A 17,076-nucleotide genomic window follows, 5' to 3' on the forward strand; every position below is an offset into this window, starting at 1 on the left:
ACCTCACGAGGACGTTGTGGGGTGGCGAAGCTCGATGCCGCTCAGCCGCCGGTCACACTCATATGGCGCGAGACGGACGGACGATTGGTGCGGCGGTCGATGATGAAGTCGTGGCCCTTGGGCTTGCGGCCGATCGCCTCGTCGATGGCATTGGACAAAAGTTCGTTGCCTTCGGAGGTGCGCAGCGGCGCCCTGAGGTCGGCCGCATCCTCCTGGCCGAGGCACATATAGAGCGTGCCGGTGCAGGTCAGGCGCACGCGATTGCAGCTCTCGCAGAAATTATGCGTCATCGGCGTGATGAAGCCCAGCTTTCCGCCGGTTTCAGCGACATCGACGTAACGTGCCGGGCCGCCCGTCTTGAACGGGATGTCGGTCAACGTGAATTGCCGCTCGAGATTGGCCCGCAGCAGCGACAGCGGCAGATACTGGTCGGTGCGGTCGGCATCAATCTCGCCCATTGGCATCGTCTCGATGACCGTCAGGTCCATGCCGCGGCCATTGGCCCAGCGTAGGATTTCAGGGATCTCGGTGTCGTTGAAGCCCTTGAGGGCAACCGCATTGATCTTGATGTGCAGGCCGGCGGCCTGGGCAGCGTCGATGCCTTCCATCACCTTGGCAAGATGGCCCCAGCGCGTGATGGCGTGGAATTTGTCGGGGTCGAGCGTGTCGAGCGAAACGTTGATGCGCTTGACGCCGCAATCGGCAAGTTCAGCTGCGAAGCGCGACAGCTGCGAGCCGTTGGTCGTCAGCGTCAGTTCTTCCAGCGCGCCGCTGCCGAGATGGCGCGACAGCTGGCGGATGAGGTGCATGACGTTCTTGCGCACCAGGGGTTCGCCGCCGGTCAGGCGCAGCTTCTTGACGCCCTTTTCGATGAAGACGGTGCAAAGCCGGTCGAGTTCCTCGAGCGACAACAGATCCTTCTTGGGCAGGAAGGCCATGTCTTCGGCCATGCAATAGGTGCAACGGAAATCGCAGCGGTCGGTAACCGACACGCGCAGATAGCTGATCGAGCGACCGAAAGGATCGATCATGTCCATGGTCTGCGCTTCCGTTTCCCGTTCCGTGGCACCTTGGCCGGTGCCTGTCATATTACGGCTATGTTGTACGCTTGTGTATGTCAATCAAGATGAAAGTTTGTTGCCTCAGAGTGACTCCGCCGGCTTTGCCGACTTGGCGCCGTCTTAGCGCTTTCCGCGGCGTCCGAAGCGCAGTAGTGAAGGGCATCTCGTAACGGCAGGACGGATCATGACGGCACCGAAGGAATTGAGGGTCTCCAAGGACCGCAAGCTGTTGACGGTGACGTTCCCGGACCACCGCCCGTTCGAGCTTCCGGCCGAGTTGCTGCGCGTGCTTTCGCCCTCCGCCGAGGTGCAGGGTCATTCGCCTGAGCAGCGGGTGACGGTGCCGGGCAAGAAGGAGGTCGCCATCCTCAAGGTCGAGCCGGTCGGCAATTATGCCGTACGCATCACCTTCGACGATTTCCACGATACCGGCATCTTCACCTGGAACTATCTGCACACGCTTGGCCACGACAAGGACAAGCGCTGGCAGGAATATCTCGACGAACTGGCGCAAAAGGGAATGAGCCGCGATCGCTAGCCGCAAGATGCTTTTTCAGCGCGCAAGGACCGAAACGATTTCTTCGGTGTCGTAGTAGAATGGGGTGGCTTCGATCAGAAGCCCTGCTTCGAAGCGAAGCATCTCGGCAAATGGCTGGACGATCTCGATGCCGTTGACGCGGCAAGTCATCGACAAGGTACATGCCATGAAGACCGTGTCGCCGTCGCGCACGGCCTGCAGATTGTCGACTGCCATGTCGCTCCAGGTTTCCTGCATCTTGCGGAAAAGTGTGGAAAGCTCGTCCAGTCCTGTCCAGTCGCCGGCATAGGGCAGCGACTTTGGCTCATGGATAACGACGTTCTCGTGAAAGGCCTTTGCCAGTAGGTCCTTGTCGTCGGCACTACCTCGCACGAAGCGCATTTCGACGTCGAACATGTGTTCCAACAAGCCGAGTGCTGTATCCAGGCCATCAACTACCTTGTTCATCGCAAATCTTCCATCAAAGGGTGATCTTGGCGCGTCGATATGGCAGCTGGCGCCGTGGTGACACCCGTTTCTTGCGTTGGGCGCGCGCTGCCGATAGCTATTTGGCCGTGACTGCTGGAAGGGGACGCATTGGATGACCAAGATTTCGACGATTGAACAACTCGAGGCGCTTTATGGCGTTCCCGGCGAAACCTCGCTGGTGAAGGAACTCGACCATGTCATCCCCGAGTACGCGGCGTTCATAGAAGCTTCGCCCTTCGTCTCGTTGGCGACCAGCGGGCCCGAGGGGCTCGACTGCTCGCCGCGGGGCGACCTTGCCGGCTTCGTCCGCATCCACGATCCACGCACGCTGATGATGCCGGACCGTCGCGGCAACAACCGCGCCGACTCGCTGAGGAACATCATCCGCGATCCGCGCGTCGCGCTGCTGTTCCTTGTGCCCGGTTCCGGCACGACGCTGCGCGTCAATGGTCGTGCCCATATCAGCGTCGACGCAGAGCTGTGTTCGTCGTTTACAGTCGAAGGCAAGCCAGCGCGTTCGGTGACTGTGATCGACGTCGATGCCGTCTATTTCCAGTGCGCGCGAGCGATCGTGCGGTCGGAACTGTGGAACCCCGAGCGTCATGTCGATCCGAAGACGCTGCCGACGCCGGGACAGATCCTTGCCATCACCAGCCGAGCCAGCATCGATGGCGAAACCTATGATCGCGAATGGCCGGAGCGCGCCAAGAAGTCGATGTGGTAAGCCGTCGAACGAGCGGCCTGACGCAGAGTTTTGGGTCGTCAGCGAGGCAACCGGGCTCAAAACAAAGTGATTGCGCTGGTGTAACTCAGCGGGCGTTATCGACGTATACCGGCAAAACTGCTGGAGCTAGATGGAATGACGCCCTGGACTGACCGCGCCGGAAAACTCTCGCCACTCAAGGCTTTGGCCTTTGCCGGAACGTTGGTGCCGGCATTGCTGCTTGGCTATTACGCGATGAAAGGCTTTCCGCAAGGCGCTGGCGCCAGCACGTTGCTCGGCCCACGGCCATTCACCGCCGCCATCCATGAAACTGGCGATTGGGCGATCCGCTTCCTGTTGATGTCGCTGGCAGTGACGCCGCTGCGCCGCATTGGCCAATGGCCGAAGCTGATCCTCATCCGCCGCATGCTCGGTATCGCTGCGCTCGCCTATGCGCTCGGCCATCTCGTGCTCTACTTCTTCGACCAGAACTGGGACGTGGTCCGCGTCGTCAGCGAGATCGCGCTGCGCATCTATCTCACCATCGGCTTCGTCGCGCTTTTGGGGCTTGTCGCCCTCGGCGCGACGTCGACGGACGCGGCGATCAAGAAGCTCGGGCGCAACTGGAACCGGCTGCACAAGATCGTCTACGCCATCGGCATTCTCGCGGCTTTGCATTTTTTCATGCAGTCCAAGGCCGACGTCTACGAGCCGACGCTGATGGCGGGCCTGTTGATGCTTCTGATGTTCTACCGGCTGGCGCATTGGCGCGGCCTCAGCCTGACATCGCCTTTCGTGCTTGTCGCGATTGCGGTCGTCGCTGCGATGTCGACGGTGATAGTCGAGGCGGCCTGGTACGGGCTGGCGACCGGCGTGCCGCCCGCCCGCGTGCTGTGGGCCAACCTGCAGTTTTCCTACACGATCCGGCCGGGCTGGTGGGTGCTGGCGACGGGCCTTGCCGTGGCCGCGCTCGGCTTCGTCCGGTCCATGGGCAAGGCGGAAGCGCCGCGGGGCAGGCGAGCGGCCAGGGCAGCAGCCTGAGCGGCTACTCCTTCAGCGCATCGGCGACGCGCAACATGTGCGCGCCGATCAGGTCGCATTGTTCGGGAGTCGATGCGCTCATCGCCTTTTCGATCAAGGCGCCATAGGCCTTCAGCGCCCGCATTAGCAGCGCCCCGCCGTCTTCCGTCAGCGTCAGCCGCATCACCCGGCGGTCCTTGGCATCGGCCTCCCGCCTGACCAGCGCACGCTTTTCCAGCTGCGGCAGCAGCATGGTGATGTTCGAGCGGCCGACCAGCAGCTTGCGCGCCAGGTCGTGCTGCGAAATGCCGGGATGGCGATAGAGGTTCATCAGGACATCGAGCTGCGCCGGCTTGAGATCGTGCGGCTGCAACGCGCTCGCCAGGGCACGCTCCATCGAGTGGCACGCCTTGGCCACGGCAACCCAGTTGCGGAACCGCGGGTTATCCCACGGCAAATCTTGTTTATTGTTCATGATTGAACTATTATTGTTCATGATTGAACTTATGGATGGACAATCACTATGGCATCAATCGGGCTCAAGGTCATCCGGCGGCTGTTCGGTGCGGCCGAACTGGTTTCGCCACGTCTCGCCGGTCGCGCGGCATTCGAGCTTTTCCGGCGAACGCCGAGCCAGCGCTCGCTGAGCGCAGGCGAAAAGCGCGCCATCGGCAACGCATCGGGCTTCATGGCCGAGGCGCGCCATCACAGAATCAAGACGCAAAAGAGCTGCGTGGCGATGCACGAGTTTCGCCCCGAGGGGGCAAGCAAGGGCACCGTGCTTGTCATCCACGGCTGGCGCTCGCGCACTGAGTACATGCAAGCGCTGATCGAAGGCTACAGGGATGCCGGCATGCGCGTGATCTCGCTCGACCTGCCGGGCCATGGTGGCTCGCTCGGCCGCGCGCTCGACATGGCCAAGGCCGTCGAAGCCGCCACCCTTGCCGGCCAGTGGTTCGGGCCATTCGAGGCGATAGTCGGACATTCCTTCGGTGGTGCGGTTGCCGTCAATGCTGCCGCCGGAACCGTCAAGGGATTCGAGCCGCTTGGCGCCAAGCGGCTGGTGCTGGTGGCCGCGCCCGATTCGATGCCCAAGCTGTTCGACGATTTCGGCCGCTACCTGAACCTCGGACCCAAGACGCAAAGGGCGATCTCGGGGCAGGTGCAGCGTGTGACCGGCACCCCGATCAGCCAGTTCGTCGGTTCCAGGCTGCTGATGCGCCTGGCCACCCCGACGCTTGTCATCCACGCCCCCGACGACAGGGAAGTGTCGGCCAACGAAGCGCGCGCCATGGCCGGCGCCGGCGGCCATGTCAGGCTGTTCTGGGCCGACGGCCTCGGCCATCGGCGCATCCTTTCGAGCGCCAAGGTCGTGGCCGAGGCGGTTGGCTTTCTCCAGGCCGCGCGCGAACTCGACACGGTCCAATAAGCAGTCGTTGGCGCCACACAAATCGCCAGGGCTCAGCCCTGGCCCTCCAGCGCGGCCCTCAGCTTTTCGTAGGTCGGCGCCAGTTCGCGAAGCGAGGCCGCCGCCTCGCCATCCTTGCCCGCAACAAGAGGGTATTGCAGCGCGCCGATGAGCCGGGCCTGTCGTCCCGCAATCCGAGCCGCCTCGGCGTATCCCGCGCGTTCCAGGCAGGTCGCGGCGTCTGTCGCGCGACGAGCGCCTGCCCGGACAGCGAAGTGGATCATGTGGTCACGAAGATCGTCGCCGCAACCGCGCTCGATCAGCTGCGCCAGTGCTTCGGCGGCGGCGGCGTTGCCCGAGCTTCCCGCCGGCATGTCGTGCTCACCCGACATCGACAGCCAGCGGATCGCCGAAGGGATCGACGCCCTGATCATGTCGACTTCGGCGACGTCGGCGATCCGCCTGAAGGCGGTGCGCATCGTATACGGCGTGCCGTAGATCAGCGTTTTTGCGCTCCAGGCGGCCATGAAGTCGGCGAGGGGCAGGCGAGCGTAGGGATAACCCTGCGGATCGTGCATCAGGATGCTCTCGTCGTCGACTTCGAGCGCCACGACGTAATGATCGGCCTCGATCGGGCCGCGCATGCGTGGCTGGTGCCGGAGATGCCCCATCTCGACGGGACCGATCCAGACCGGGCCAGCGGCCAATGCTGCCTTGAGGCGCGCCAGGGCCTCTTCGGCTTCGCCCCCTTGCGTGATGTCAGATGTCCAGCCAAGTGCTGAAAGCGCGTCTTCGAAACCTTTCTCCGGGTCCCAGCCATAGGGGTCGAAGAAGGGCAACGTGCCGCCGATCAGCTGCATGCCGAACGGGCCGCCAATGGCCACCTCGATGACGGGGGTCGAGGGTCCATCGGCGCCGAACATCATTGCGAAGGAATTGGCATAGCAATACGGACCCGAGCCCGTGTAGGCAAAGTGCGTCATGTCTGGACCTCTTCAGATGATGGGGTAGGCGACGTCGAAACGTGCGCCTTGGGTTCCGGGGTAGGTTTCGCAGGGGCTGCCGGTGAAGTTCAGGTCGCTGCGCGCGTCGAGCCACGCTTCAAGGGCGTCGTAGACGTGGATGACGAGGGGAAAATCCTCATAAGCCTTGGGCACCGGCAGATAGGCCTCACGCCTCGCCGGCTGCAGTCTGATGAGCAGGTCGCCTGCCGGCTCGAGGTTTCCCTCGCAGGCGATGGCGACCTCGACGAGGCCTTCACTGTCGCGGCTGACGAGGTCGTGAAAATGCACGCGCATCAATCCGTCGCAAGCCGACCCCGAGGCGCGCAGATGCGCGCGGATGTCCGTTTCGGCCTCGGTGATGAAATCGTCCAGGACCTCGACGCTGATCTGCCGCTGTCGAGAGATGACTTTTCCGGCCGATACCTCGCGCAGGCTGATTGCCGCCGCCAATGCCGGTTCGCCGCCTTCGGCTTGCCGGGAAAGCGCGCGCACGAGTTCGGCCTGGTCGGCAAGCCTGTCGTTCTGCGCGCTCAGCCAGCTCTGCAGTTCGACGACGCGTGCTTCCGGCGTGAGCTCCAGCAGCTGCGTGACGCGGGCGATTGGCAGGCCGAGCCGGCGCAGCCGCGAGATCAGCCGTGCCCGCGGCGCCTGCGAGGAGGCGTAGTAGCGATAGCCGGTCTGCGGATCGACGTGGACCGGCACCAGGAGACCTTGTTCGGCATAGAGCCGCAATGCCTTTGGCGACAGTCGCGTTGCGGCCCCAAAACGGCCGGCGAGGAGATAGGAATCGGTCATGACGCCGTGTCTAGGGCTGGCCCCAGGGGCGAGGTCAAGCGCGCGATTTGCTCTCGTCGTCGCCCGCCAATCAGCCTTTCTTGTTGCCTGGCTCTACAGGCAGGCCCGCCACGCGCCACGCGGTGAACCCGCCAAGGATGTGTCGGACCGGCTCCAGCCCCATCTCCTGCGCGGTCTTGGCGGCCAGCGCCGAGCGCCAGCCGCCGGCGCAGAAGAAGACGAAGTTCTTGCCGCTGGAAAAGAACGGCTTGTGATAGGGGCTGTCGGGGTCGATCCAGAATTCGAGCATGCCGCGCGGGCAATGCTGGGCGCCTGAAATCCTGCCTTCGCGCTCGACCTCGCGTGGATCGCGCAGGTCGACGAAGATGGTCTCGGTGTCGTCGAGCAGGGTTGCCGCTTCTTCGGGCGACACCACCTCGACCACTGCATTGGCCTCGTCGAGCAGCTCCCTGTAGCCCTTCTTCACCTTGCCCTCGCGTCAATTCGGCCCAAATTCAGCTTGCAAGGCCAAGTGATCGCATGAAGCGGCGAGGCTGTCATCGCCGATGAATTGTACCACCTGCCGGCTTGTCTCACGATGATGTGAAACTGTTCGGCAACAGCTACCGGGAAATTTATGAAAGCTTAACGTTATCGGTATGAATCGATGGAGTAGCGCCTTACATCAGCCATTTGTGGGCAGGAACTCTTCCACCGGCGCATGGCGGTTCCAGTGCAGTTTCCGGGCAGGGATGGTGTCTTTATGAAATTTTCTCTCCTGAGCAGGCCGATCTCGCTTCCGCTGGCTGCACTGGCTGCGACAGTGGCGCTTGGCGCGCCGCAGGCCGTTGCGCAGAACTTCTTTGATATCCTGTTCGGTGGCGGCAACCGTGCCCCCCGCCATCAGCAAGGCGAATTTCCGCCGGCTCCGGTGCAGAAGAAGCGGGCGCCGGTGGCGGCGGCCAAGATCAGCGCGCCGTCCTATTACACCTACAAGACCGACGCGATGGTGAGGGTCGACTTCGCCAAGCTGATCGCCGGCACGCAGTCGGTGTCGCTGGAGCCGTCGCTTGCCGGTACGGCGTTCCGCGAAGCGCTGGCCGGGCTCGATGCCTTCGACCTCGTTGCCGAAAAGGAAATCGCCAAGGGGCTGCTCGACTACTATACGGCCAATCCCGATTTCATCTGGGTCACCGGCCAGACGGCCAACAGCCGCGCCGAAGAGGCGATCAGGACGTTGAGCGACGCTGCCAGCCACGGGCTGATGCCGGCCGACTACGCGGTCTCCGTGCCGCCGGCAGCCTATGCGCTTGACGACACCGTCGGGCGGATGAAGACGCTCATCCGTTTCGAGATGGCGATGTCTGCACGCGTTTTGCGCTACGTGCATGATGCGCAAGGCGGCCGGATCGATCCGAACCGTATCTCCGGCTACTATGATTTTGCGGCCAAGCCGCTCGACATGGCCGGCGTGCTGAAGAGTCTCAGCCAGTCGAACGACGCGCGGGCCTTCCTTGAGGCGTTTCATCCGCAGAACCCAGAATACAAGGCGTTGCGCGTCGAACTCGAGGCGCTCAAGGCGAGCGAGGAAAACGACATCGTCGTTGACGCCAAGCTGCTGCTGAAGCCCGGCGAGACCAGCCCGGAGCTACCCAAGCTGCTGCATCTCATCGCCCGCGATCTCGACGACGAGATGGGCGGCGAGTTCGGCGAAACGCTGGCCAGGCTCGGCAACAGCGAAACCTACTCGCCCGAACTGGTGCCGGTCATCGAGGCGGTTCAGAAGCGTGCCGGGCTCAAGGCAGACGGCGTCGTCGGCCCGCGCACGGTGGCAACCCTTGCCGGCACGTCGAAGGCTGATCGCCTCGACAAGGTCGTGGTCGCGCTCGAACAGCTGCGCTGGCTGCCGTCCGACCTCGGCAGCCCGCGTGTCTTCATCAACCAGCCTGCCTATACCGCAAGCTACATCGACGGCGGTGTCGAGAAGCTCAAGATGCGGACGGTGATCGGCAAGACCACCAACCAGACCAGCTTCTTCCAGGATGAGATCGAGCAGGTCGACTACAACCCGTATTGGGGCGTGCCGCAGTCGATCATCGTCAACGAGATGCTGCCGCGCCTGCGCAACGATCCCAGCTATCTCGACCGTGCCGGCTACGAAGTCACCGATTCGCGCGGCCAGCGCGTTCCGTCGTCGGCGATTAATTGGGGCCAGTATGGCTCGAAGGTGCCCTACAGCGTGCGCCAGGCACCGAGCGAGGCCAACGCGCTGGGCGAGCTCAAGATCCTGTTCCCCAACAAGCACGCCATCTACATGCACGACACGCCGCAAAAGGCGCTGTTCGACCGCGACAGCCGCGCCTTCAGCCATGGCTGCATCCGCCTGGCCGATCCGCGCGGCATGGCGGCCGCCGTGCTTGGCACCGACGTCGATCACATCGCGGCCAAGCTGAAGCAGGGCCATTCCTTCGAGAAGGTGACGCGCAAGATCCCGGTCTACGTCGCCTACTTCACCGCCTGGCCCGATCTCGACGGCAAGGTCGAGTATTTCGGCGACGTCTACGACCGCGACGCGAAGCTCAAGGACGCCATGGCTCGTACCGATGCGGCGAGGGCACCGAGCATCTGAACGGGCCATTTGTCGGATAGCGCCAGCTCGAGCACTTCGCGCTGTCGGTGCCGCTTGCCGAACTAGCGCTGCTCTCTGATGCTGCCGGTACGGTTGCCTATTGGGAGGCTGTCCGGTTGGCAAGAGCAGCCGCCGGAATTGACTGAATCCCTCATTGAATCCTTTCCTCCACCCAATCGCAGACAATTCAGCTTGCTCATTGGGCGCAGGAGTGCGGGACGATTTACCGTCCAAAGTGGCCGGTCTGCCTTCCCTGTAATCGTTGATGTAAGTCGGTCATTTTTGTTATCCGAATTACTTAATGTTTTTAGAATGTTGCTTCTGATCGTTACGATCTGAAATCGATTTGCAGTGTACACATAAATAGGGGTGGGGTTCACCGTTTCGTCGGAGGAACTCATGATTATTCTGCAGAAGGCCACTCTCGTCGTTGCTTTGCGCTCGGTTTTGCCGGGATGCCAAGCCATTACGACGCACTGCGACTCGCGCGACCCTGGCTACCGCAAGGGCGATCGTTGCGGGGCTGGAATGCTGGCAAAGCCGGCAGAAGGCAGCGATCGTCTGGAGAGACAGGTCAGGCATAAGCCTGTGAAGCCGACAGAGCCAGAGGGGCCGCTGCAACCGACCGAGCCGGAACCGGAGGGGCCACTTCAGCCGTAGTGAGCACCCCGAGTTGCTTGAGACGGTAGGTGCAGGCAGGGCGGCCTGACCTCGACCCGTTGTGGTCGTGCCGATGAACACGTGGCGAGGAAGCTTGAGATTTGCGGTAAGGGAATGGTGGGCGATATAGGGATTGAACCTATGACCCCACCCGTGTGAAGGGTGTGCTCTCCCGCTGAGCTAATCGCCCGTCCGAGGCCCAAGGGCCGAACGTGACGGCGATATAGGGGAGGGGCGGGAGTGGTGTCAAGGCGGCTTTAGCGACTTGCCGCGTCTATCAGCTTTTGCGCCATGCCAAGTGTCAGTTCGTCATAGTGCGAGATGACTACCGAAGGCTCGTATTCACTGACGTGACGGTCGGTATAGCCGAAATCGACGGCAACCACCGGAATGCCGGCGGCCTTTGCCGTGTCGATGTCGGTGACCGAATCGCCGACCATGACGGCGCGAGACGCGTCGCCACCGGCCTTGGCGATGGTTTCGGTAAGGTGGCGCGGATCGGGCTTGCGGATGCCGAAGGTTTCCGGACCGGTGATAGCTGCAAAGCGATCAGAAAGACCGAGCGCCTGGATCAGACCTTTGGCGAGGTTTTCGTACTTGTTGGTGCAGACGGCGAGCAGATAGCCGGCGTCGGCGAAACGATCCATCGCGGCGACCACGCCGGGATAGGGCATGGAGCGGCCCGGAATGTTGACCGTGTAGTGATCGAGGAAGATGTCGTGCAGACGGTCATGCTCGACAGCGGCCAACTGCTTTTGCTGGGCGGTGTAGGCGCGCTCGATCATGATGCGCCCGCCCTGGCCGACGAAGCGTCGGAACGCTCTGTCGTCGACTTCGGCAAGGCCGCCAGCGACCAGCGTGTGATTGAGGCTGTCCAAAAGGTCAGGGGCGGTATCGACGAGCGTCCCGTCGAGGTCGAAAACGATGATCGGCTTGGACATGGCTCCGCCTTTGTGGAGTTGTGCGTTGCAAGAGCCGATAGCCCCGGACCCGGCACGAAGCAAGCCCGGGCCATAAAGCCTTTGACCCAACGGGCAAAAATGCTAGGAGCCAAGCCTGATATTCGAGGATTTTGCGAACAAGTCATGGATGCCAAGGCTTTGAAGATCGAGGCGGCGCGCGCTGCCTTGGGGTATGTCGAGAGCGGAATGCGCCTTGGCATCGGTACTGGCTCGACGGCCGAGGAATTCGTCAGGCTGCTGGCCGAGAAGGTCGCGGCTGGCATGCAGATCATCGGCGTGCCAACGTCGGAACGCACGGCCGCCCTCTGCCGCGAGCTGTCGGTTCCGCTGTCGACGCTCGACGAGACGCCTGAGCTCGACCTCACCATCGATGGCGCCGACGAGATCGATCCTGAGCTGACCCTGGTCAAGGGCGGCGGCGGCGCGCTGTTGCGCGAAAAGATCGTCGCCGCGGCGTCGACGCGCATGGTCGTCATCGCCGACCAGACCAAGCTTGTCGACACGCTCGGGCGCTTTCCGCTGCCGATCGAGGTCAATCCGTTCGGCCTCAAGGCCACCGAGATCGCCATCGCAAAAGCTGCCGATAAGCTCGGGCTTTCCGGGCCTCTGGTCCTGCGCAAGACCGGCGGCGAGACCTTCGTAACCGATGGTGGACATTTCATTATCGATGCATCTTTTGGCCGCATTCCCGATACAAGAGCGCTTTCGGATGCCCTGCACGCCATTCCCGGCGTCGTGGAGCACGGTCTCTTTCTGGGTTTGGCCACCGTTGCCGTCATCGCCGGCTCGGACGGGGTCAGAACCGTTCACCCGGCACGCTAAACAGGAGTTCTATTCATCATGATTTTGACAAACCGGCTTCGCCGCTTCTCCGTCATGGTGGCGGCTTCGGCATTCGCGGCCGTCGCGTTCTCGGCCCAGGCGCAGGAAATCGCGGAATCGCACCTGAAGGCAGCGCATGCCGCCATCTCGGCCATCCATGCGACCGATTCCTTTGATTCGATCCTGCCGCAGGCGGCAGCAGCGCTGAAGCAGCAGCTGATCCAGCAGAACCCTGACATGCAGGAAGCGATCACCCAGACGGTGGACGAAAAGACGCTGGCGCTGGCCGCGCGTCGCGCCGACCTCGAAAAGGAATCGGCGCTTGCCTATGCCAAGGCCTTCTCCGAGCAGAACCTCAACGACATAGCCGCCTTCTACAATTCGGAAGCCGGCAAGAAGCTGATCGAGAGCGGCCCGATCGCCTCGCGCGAATTGGTCAAGGCTGCCGAGATCTGGCAGAACGGCATCGCGCGCGATCTCGCCGAGCAGGTCGGTGAAAAGCTCAAGGCTGTCATCGGCACCAAGGCTCCGGCCGAGGGCGCAGCCCCCGCTGAAGGTACAGCACCGGCAGCGCCTGCGAACTGATCCACCGCGACCAACGGTCATGATGCAAAAGCCCGGCATTTGCCGGGCTTTTCTTTTGGCGTCGCTGCCACTACCTGTGACCGCATCACAGGCGCATCGAACGCGGTGCGCAGTTTCAAAGACTTAGAGCAACCGTTGCGCACCGCATGCGCGCTGCTCTAGCGCAGGAAGGACACCCATGGCCCAGTACGACTACGATCTCTTCGTCATCGGTGGTGGCTCGGGCGGTGTGCGTGCGGCACGCGTTGCAGCAGCGCTCGGCAAGCGCGTTGCGCTGGCCGAGGAGTTCCGTTTCGGCGGCACCTGCGTCATCCGCGGCTGTGTGCCCAAGAAACTCTATGTCTACGCCTCGCAGTTTCCCGAGCATTTCGAGGACGCTGCCGGCTATGGCTGGACGGTCGGCGAAGCCAAGTTCGACTGGAAGACGCTGGTGGCCAACAAGGAGCGCGAGATTTCGCGGCTCGAGGCGATCTACAAGCGCAATGTCGAGGGGTCCGGCGGCGAGACGATCCATTCACGCGCCGAGCTTGTCGACCGCCACACCATCAGGATCGTCGATAAAAACCGTACCGTCACCGCCGATCAGATCTTGATCGCTACAGGTGGGCGGGCGGCTGCTCATCCCGCGCTGCCGGGGCACGAGCACTGCATCTATTCGAACGAGGTGTTCGACCTCCCCGAATTGCCCAAGGCGATCATGATCGAAGGCGGCGGCTACATCGCCGTCGAATTTGCCAACATCTTCCACGGGCTCGGCGTTGAAACCACGCTCGTCTATCGCGGCAAGGAAATTCTCAGCCGATTCGACATGGACCTCAGGCGCACCTTGCACGAGACGATGGAGCATAAGGGTATCAGGATCCTGCTGCATTCGGTCTCGCAGGAGGTCAGCAAGCGCGGCGACGGCCGTCTCGATGTCACGCTGAACACCGGCCAGAAGCTGACCGTCGACCAGGTGCTGCTGGCCATCGGACGCACGCCCAACACCGAGAACCTCGGTCTCGAAGCGGCGGGTGTCGAGATGGACAAGCAGGGTGCGATCGTCGTCGACCGGCTGTCGCGCACCAGCGCCGACAACATCTGGGCCGTTGGCGATGTCACCAACCGTGTCCAGCTGACCCCGGTCGCCATCCATGAGGCGATGTGCTTCGTCGAGACAGCGTTCAAGGACAACCCGACCGAGCCGGATCACGATTGCATCCCGACCGCCGTGTTCTCGCAGCCCGAGATCGGCACCGTCGGCCTCTCCGAGGATGACGCCGCCAAGCGGTTCAAGCATCTGGAAATCTACCGCACCAGCTTCAGGCCGATGCGCCATACGCTGTCGGGCCGGCAGGAAAAGATGCTGATGAAGCTGGTCGTCGATGGTGATACGCGCCTGGTCCTGGGAGCCCACGTGCTTGGGCCTGACGCTGGCGAAATGGCGCAGCTTCTGGGCATCACGCTCAAGGCCGGGCTCACCAAGGACGACTTCGATCGCACCATGGCCGTGCATCCGACGGCAGCCGAAGAGCTGGTGACGATGTACAAGCCGACCTATCTGGTGAAGGACGGCGTGCGCGTCGACGGCTAACATCCTGGCTGACGGACCCTGACGCAGGGAAACGTTCGATCTCAGGCGTGTTCCGGGGTAGATTAGGGGCTCCTCATCGTGTAAAGAGCCGCGTTCCCGCAATGGCGGGTTGTGGCGCGGGTGAGGTGCCCGTTAGCGAACTTTTTTAGGTGCGAACATGACGAAATGGTCCCCGAATTCCTGGAGAAGCATGCCGATCCAGCAGGTCCCGGCTTATCCGGACGCTGCGGCGCTCGTGGAAACGGAAGCTCGTCTCGCATCTTTTCCCCCCTTGGTTTTTGCAGGTGAGGCGCGCAAGCTGAAGAAGCAGCTTGCTGCCGTTGCCAATGGCGAAGCCTTCCTGCTCCAGGGTGGCGACTGTGCCGAGAGCTTCGCCGAGCACGGCGCCGACAACATCCGCGACTTCTTCCGCGTCTTCCTGCAGATGTCGGTCGTGCTGACCTTCGCCGGCGCACAGCCGGTGGTGAAGGTCGGCCGCATCGCCGGCCAGTTCGCCAAGCCGCGCTCGGCCGACAACGAGACCAAGGGCGATGTGACGCTGCCGAGCTACCGCGGCGACATCATCAATGGCCCGGCCTTCGACGAGAAGTCGCGTATTCCGGATCCGGCGCGCCAGGAAATGGCCTACCGCCAGTCGGCGGCGACGCTGAACCTTTTGCGCGCCTTTGCCCAGGGTGGCTATGCCAGCCTCGAGAACGTGCACCAGTGGATGCTCGGCTTCGTTTCCAACAGCCCGCAGGGCGAGCGCTACGAGGCGCTGGCCAACCGCATCACCGAGACGATGGACTTCATGAAGGCCGTCGGCATCACGTCGGAGACCAACTACGCGCTGCGCGAGACCGACTTCTACACCAGCCACGAAGCCCTGCTGCTCGGCTACGAGCAGGCGCTGACCCGTGTCGACTCGACCTCGGGCGACTGGTACGCGACCTCGGGCCACATGATCTGGATCGGCGACCGTACGCGCCAGGTCGACCACGCGCATGTCGAGTACTGCCGTGGCGTGAAGAACCCGCTCGGCCTCAAGTGCGGCCCGTCGATTACGCCTGACAACCTGCTCAGGCTGATCGACCTGCTGAACCCGGAGAACGAGGCCGGTCGCCTGACCCTGATCGCACGCTTCGGCCACGACAAGGTCGGCGAGCACCTGCCGAAGCTGATCCGCGCCGTCGAGAAGGAAGGCCGCAAGGTCGTCTGGTCGTGCGATCCGATGCACGGCAACACGATCACGGCAGCCGGCTACAAGACGCGTCCGTTCGACCGCATCCTGAGCGAAGTGCAGAGCTTCTTCGACATCCACCGTTCCGAGGGCTCGCACCCGGGCGGCATCCATGTCGAGATGACCGGCAAGAACGTCACCGAGTGCACCGGCGGCGCCCGCGCCATCACGGCCGAGGAACTGCAGGACCGCTACCACACGCATTGCGATCCGCGCCTCAACGCCGACCAGGCGATCGAGCTGGCGTTCCTGGTTTCGGAACTGCTCCGCAAGAGCGCACCGACCCCGGCAAAGAAGGCCGTCAACGCCTGATCCGCAAACGCGGTCGGAAAATGAAAAAAGGCGCCGGTTAAACCGGCGCCTTTTTTCATATCCGCCGAGGCGCTATGCGCTCAGTCCTTCTTGTACAGCATCCAGTTCTTGCCCTGGCGCTCGGCGATGGTCGAGTAGCGCGTGACTCGGTTGCGGCCGATCAGCTTGGAGCGATAGAGCGCGCGGTCGGCCTTGGCGTAGAGGTCCTCGGCGCTGTCTGCGTCCGATGCCATGCAAACGCCCATGGAAACCGTGACCTGGCCGCAGTTCACACCCGGCTGCACGTCCTTGAATTGCGTCTGCGCAACCAAAAGGCGAACACGGTCGGCGATCTCGAACGTCGCTTCCTCCGTCGTGCCTTCGACAATCAGCGCGAACTCTTCGCCGCCGGTGCGGGCCACGAACATGTCGCGGTGGACGCTGGACTGGAAGATGCTGGCGATGATCCGCAGGATCTTGTCGCCGACCGGGTGGCCGTGACGGTCGTTGATGTCCTTGAAGCGGTCGATGTCGGCCAGGATCAGCGCGCTGAACAGCACGCCCCTGTTGTCGTTGTAAATCCTGGCGATGCGCCGGTCGAAGGCGCGCCGGTTCCAGATATGGGTGAGGGGATCGGTGTCGGCGAGCTTCTTGTATTCTTCGAGCTTCGACTTGACGCTTTCGAGTTCGCTCGACTTGTCGCTCAGCGTCGTCGCCACATGCTTGCCGTGGTCGATGGTCGACGCTGTGGCCACGGCCATCACGCTGGCGATCTTCTGCAGCAGTTCCTGCGACATGGCGGTGCGGCTGTTGAGCCCGCTCGATGTCTCGTCGAGCACCTTGCCGTAGCGTTCCAGATAGGTCTGCTCGTTGCGCAGCAGGCTGGCGACGCCTTCGAGTTCGCGGGCGAGGACCTCGCGCGCATGCTCGACGATGCCCTGGCCATGGTTGTGGGCAAAGAACTTCTGGCCGAGCAGGTCGAGCTGCTCCTGTGTCGGACGATTGCCGAGAGCGATGACCTCCAGGCTGAGGGCAGCATTGGTGCCGGTCAGCGCCTCGTAGAAGATCTCGTAATTGCGCGGCAGCCCGATGACGCCCATCTGGCTCATCGTTGCCACGACAGTACTCGCAATATCGTTGCCTCGTTCTGTCGGGGCGGCTGCAGATTGCATGTATGTCCCGTTTCAGTTGGCCAGATGGCCGGCTGCATAGCCAGCGCTGGGGCTGACGTGCAAACCGGTCGGGGGCGCGAGCGGCGTGAGATAGAATGCTTGCGGCGGCGCAGGTCCCCTCTGCGCTCATCACTTGTAATGAGCTCTAATTTAGGCTGGCTAAGGTTTCCTTAATTTGCAGCCTTCT

General features: G+C 62.7%; 17 protein-coding genes and 1 tRNA gene. 9 read left to right on the plus strand and 9 right to left on the minus strand.

Features of this window, described 5'->3' with window-relative positions; genetic code table 11:
* Nucleotides 1–41: 41 nt before the first annotated feature.
* On the minus strand, nucleotides 42–1,037 hold the full coding sequence (gene moaA, locus ACSQ3E_RS10315) for a GTP 3',8-cyclase MoaA (RefSeq protein ID WP_436122640.1): 996 nt from the start codon (nucleotides 1,035–1,037) through the stop codon (nucleotides 42–44).
* Nucleotides 1,038–1,245: 208 nt separating this feature from the next.
* Here moaA and ACSQ3E_RS10320 point away from each other — a divergent pair, with 208 nt between their 5' ends.
* Complete coding sequence (locus ACSQ3E_RS10320; RefSeq protein ID WP_436122641.1) at nucleotides 1,246–1,599, plus strand: gamma-butyrobetaine hydroxylase-like domain-containing protein; 354 nt, start codon at nucleotides 1,246–1,248, stop codon at nucleotides 1,597–1,599.
* Between the two features lie 15 nt (nucleotides 1,600–1,614).
* Here the strand turns inward: ACSQ3E_RS10320 and ACSQ3E_RS10325 are convergent, their stop codons facing one another.
* A complete protein-coding gene (locus ACSQ3E_RS10325) occupies nucleotides 1,615–2,046 on the minus strand; it encodes a nuclear transport factor 2 family protein (RefSeq protein ID WP_436122642.1) in 432 nt (143 codons plus the stop codon).
* 133 nt (nucleotides 2,047–2,179) lie between these two features.
* On the opposite strand from ACSQ3E_RS10325, the gene ACSQ3E_RS10330 reads away from it, so the two are divergent.
* Together ACSQ3E_RS10330 and ACSQ3E_RS10335 are read left to right on the plus strand one after the other, a co-directional pair.
* Nucleotides 2,180–2,791, plus strand: coding sequence for a pyridoxamine 5'-phosphate oxidase family protein (locus ACSQ3E_RS10330; protein WP_436122643.1), 612 nt, complete (start codon nucleotides 2,180–2,182; stop codon nucleotides 2,789–2,791).
* A gap of 135 nt (nucleotides 2,792–2,926) precedes the next feature.
* Entirely contained in the window at nucleotides 2,927–3,811 is an 885-nt protein-coding gene (locus ACSQ3E_RS10335) for a sulfite oxidase heme-binding subunit YedZ (RefSeq protein WP_436122644.1), read from the plus strand.
* A 4-nt stretch (nucleotides 3,812–3,815) separates the two neighbouring features.
* On the opposite strand, the gene ACSQ3E_RS10340 is transcribed toward ACSQ3E_RS10335, so the two are convergent.
* The gene (locus ACSQ3E_RS10340; protein WP_115731773.1) at nucleotides 3,816–4,265 is read right to left on the minus strand and encodes a MarR family winged helix-turn-helix transcriptional regulator; all 450 of its coding nucleotides are present in this window, start codon (nucleotides 4,263–4,265) and stop codon (nucleotides 3,816–3,818) included.
* A 48-nt stretch (nucleotides 4,266–4,313) separates the two neighbouring features.
* Between ACSQ3E_RS10340 and ACSQ3E_RS10345 the strand changes: the two genes are divergently transcribed.
* Entirely contained in the window at nucleotides 4,314–5,219 is a 906-nt protein-coding gene (locus ACSQ3E_RS10345) for an alpha/beta hydrolase (protein WP_436122645.1), read from the plus strand.
* A gap of 32 nt (nucleotides 5,220–5,251) precedes the next feature.
* Here ACSQ3E_RS10345 and ACSQ3E_RS10350 read toward each other — a convergent pair whose 3' ends face one another.
* The 3 genes from ACSQ3E_RS10350 to ACSQ3E_RS10360 all read right to left on the minus strand — a co-directional run bounded on the left by ACSQ3E_RS10350 (nucleotide 5,252) and on the right by ACSQ3E_RS10360 (nucleotide 7,463).
* Complete coding sequence (locus ACSQ3E_RS10350; protein ID WP_436122646.1) at nucleotides 5,252–6,181, minus strand: hypothetical protein; 930 nt, start codon at nucleotides 6,179–6,181, stop codon at nucleotides 5,252–5,254.
* A gap of 12 nt (nucleotides 6,182–6,193) precedes the next feature.
* Nucleotides 6,194–6,997, minus strand: a complete 804-nt coding sequence (locus ACSQ3E_RS10355) for a MerR family transcriptional regulator (RefSeq protein WP_436122647.1) — start codon at nucleotides 6,995–6,997, stop codon at nucleotides 6,194–6,196.
* A 70-nt stretch (nucleotides 6,998–7,067) separates the two neighbouring features.
* Nucleotides 7,068–7,463, minus strand: a complete 396-nt coding sequence (locus ACSQ3E_RS10360) for a rhodanese-like domain-containing protein (RefSeq protein ID WP_436122648.1) — start codon at nucleotides 7,461–7,463, stop codon at nucleotides 7,068–7,070.
* A 276-nt stretch (nucleotides 7,464–7,739) separates the two neighbouring features.
* On the opposite strand from ACSQ3E_RS10360, the gene ACSQ3E_RS10365 reads away from it, so the two are divergent.
* Complete coding sequence (locus tag ACSQ3E_RS10365) at nucleotides 7,740–9,605, plus strand: L,D-transpeptidase family protein (protein ID WP_436122649.1); 1,866 nt, start codon at nucleotides 7,740–7,742, stop codon at nucleotides 9,603–9,605.
* Nucleotides 9,606–10,380: 775 nt separating this feature from the next.
* Here ACSQ3E_RS10365 and ACSQ3E_RS10370 read toward each other — a convergent pair.
* Nucleotides 10,381–10,455, minus strand: a tRNA-Val gene (locus tag ACSQ3E_RS10370).
* 67 nt (nucleotides 10,456–10,522) lie between these two features.
* Nucleotides 10,523–11,206 (minus strand): phosphoglycolate phosphatase, encoded by a 684-nt coding sequence (locus ACSQ3E_RS10375; RefSeq protein ID WP_436122650.1) that lies wholly within the window; start codon nucleotides 11,204–11,206, stop codon nucleotides 10,523–10,525.
* 144 nt (nucleotides 11,207–11,350) lie between these two features.
* On the opposite strand from ACSQ3E_RS10375, the gene rpiA reads away from it, so the two are divergent.
* The 4 genes from rpiA (at nucleotide 11,351) to ACSQ3E_RS10395 (ending at nucleotide 15,738) form a co-directional block, all read left to right on the plus strand.
* Nucleotides 11,351–12,049: a ribose-5-phosphate isomerase RpiA gene (rpiA, locus tag ACSQ3E_RS10380; RefSeq protein ID WP_436122651.1), complete on the plus strand. Its 699-nt coding sequence runs from the start codon at nucleotides 11,351–11,353 to the stop codon at nucleotides 12,047–12,049.
* An 18-nt stretch (nucleotides 12,050–12,067) separates the two neighbouring features.
* Nucleotides 12,068–12,634: a DUF2059 domain-containing protein gene (locus tag ACSQ3E_RS10385; RefSeq protein WP_436122652.1), complete on the plus strand. Its 567-nt coding sequence runs from the start codon at nucleotides 12,068–12,070 to the stop codon at nucleotides 12,632–12,634.
* Nucleotides 12,635–12,812: 178 nt separating this feature from the next.
* Nucleotides 12,813–14,207, plus strand: a complete 1,395-nt coding sequence (gene gor, locus ACSQ3E_RS10390) for a glutathione-disulfide reductase (RefSeq protein ID WP_436122653.1) — start codon at nucleotides 12,813–12,815, stop codon at nucleotides 14,205–14,207.
* A 157-nt stretch (nucleotides 14,208–14,364) separates the two neighbouring features.
* Entirely contained in the window at nucleotides 14,365–15,738 is a 1,374-nt protein-coding gene (locus ACSQ3E_RS10395) for a class II 3-deoxy-7-phosphoheptulonate synthase (protein WP_310318161.1), read from the plus strand.
* Between the two features lie 80 nt (nucleotides 15,739–15,818).
* Here ACSQ3E_RS10395 and ACSQ3E_RS10400 read toward each other — a convergent pair whose 3' ends face one another.
* Nucleotides 15,819–16,826 carry a GGDEF domain-containing protein gene (locus tag ACSQ3E_RS10400; protein ID WP_310319112.1) on the minus strand — a complete coding sequence of 336 codons (1,008 nt, stop codon included), beginning with the start codon at nucleotides 16,824–16,826 and terminating at the stop codon, nucleotides 15,819–15,821.
* Nucleotides 16,827–17,076: the final 250 nt, after the last annotated feature.

This window comes from Aminobacter sp. LjRoot7, assembly GCF_964252895.1.
GTDB classification, from domain to species: Bacteria; Pseudomonadota; Alphaproteobacteria; order Rhizobiales; family Rhizobiaceae; genus Aminobacter; species Aminobacter aminovorans_B.

Bases quoted from the DNA above. Each gene is read 5' to 3' on its own strand.
- moaA (WP_436122640.1), bottom strand. From the start codon at position 1,037: ATGGACATGATCGATCCTTTCGGTCGCTCGATCAGCTATCTGCGCGTG.
- ACSQ3E_RS10320 (WP_436122641.1), top strand. From the start codon at position 1,246: ATGACGGCACCGAAGGAATTGAGGGTCTCCAAGGACCGCAAGCTGTTG.
- ACSQ3E_RS10325 (WP_436122642.1), bottom strand. From the start codon at position 2,046: ATGAACAAGGTAGTTGATGGCCTGGATACAGCACTCGGCTTGTTGGAA.
- ACSQ3E_RS10330 (WP_436122643.1), top strand. From the start codon at position 2,180: ATGACCAAGATTTCGACGATTGAACAACTCGAGGCGCTTTATGGCGTT.
- ACSQ3E_RS10335 (WP_436122644.1), top strand. From the start codon at position 2,927: ATGACGCCCTGGACTGACCGCGCCGGAAAACTCTCGCCACTCAAGGCT.
- ACSQ3E_RS10340 (WP_115731773.1), bottom strand. From the start codon at position 4,265: ATGAACAATAAACAAGATTTGCCGTGGGATAACCCGCGGTTCCGCAAC.
- ACSQ3E_RS10345 (WP_436122645.1), top strand. From the start codon at position 4,314: ATGGCATCAATCGGGCTCAAGGTCATCCGGCGGCTGTTCGGTGCGGCC.
- ACSQ3E_RS10350 (WP_436122646.1), bottom strand. From the start codon at position 6,181: ATGACGCACTTTGCCTACACGGGCTCGGGTCCGTATTGCTATGCCAAT.
- ACSQ3E_RS10355 (WP_436122647.1), bottom strand. From the start codon at position 6,997: ATGACCGATTCCTATCTCCTCGCCGGCCGTTTTGGGGCCGCAACGCGA.
- ACSQ3E_RS10365 (WP_436122649.1), top strand. From the start codon at position 7,740: ATGAAATTTTCTCTCCTGAGCAGGCCGATCTCGCTTCCGCTGGCTGCA.
- ACSQ3E_RS10375 (WP_436122650.1), bottom strand. From the start codon at position 11,206: ATGTCCAAGCCGATCATCGTTTTCGACCTCGACGGGACGCTCGTCGAT.
- rpiA (WP_436122651.1), top strand. From the start codon at position 11,351: ATGGATGCCAAGGCTTTGAAGATCGAGGCGGCGCGCGCTGCCTTGGGG.
- ACSQ3E_RS10385 (WP_436122652.1), top strand. From the start codon at position 12,068: ATGATTTTGACAAACCGGCTTCGCCGCTTCTCCGTCATGGTGGCGGCT.
- gor (WP_436122653.1), top strand. From the start codon at position 12,813: ATGGCCCAGTACGACTACGATCTCTTCGTCATCGGTGGTGGCTCGGGC.
- ACSQ3E_RS10395 (WP_310318161.1), top strand. From the start codon at position 14,365: ATGACGAAATGGTCCCCGAATTCCTGGAGAAGCATGCCGATCCAGCAG.
- ACSQ3E_RS10400 (WP_310319112.1), bottom strand. From the start codon at position 16,826: ATGAGCCAGATGGGCGTCATCGGGCTGCCGCGCAATTACGAGATCTTC.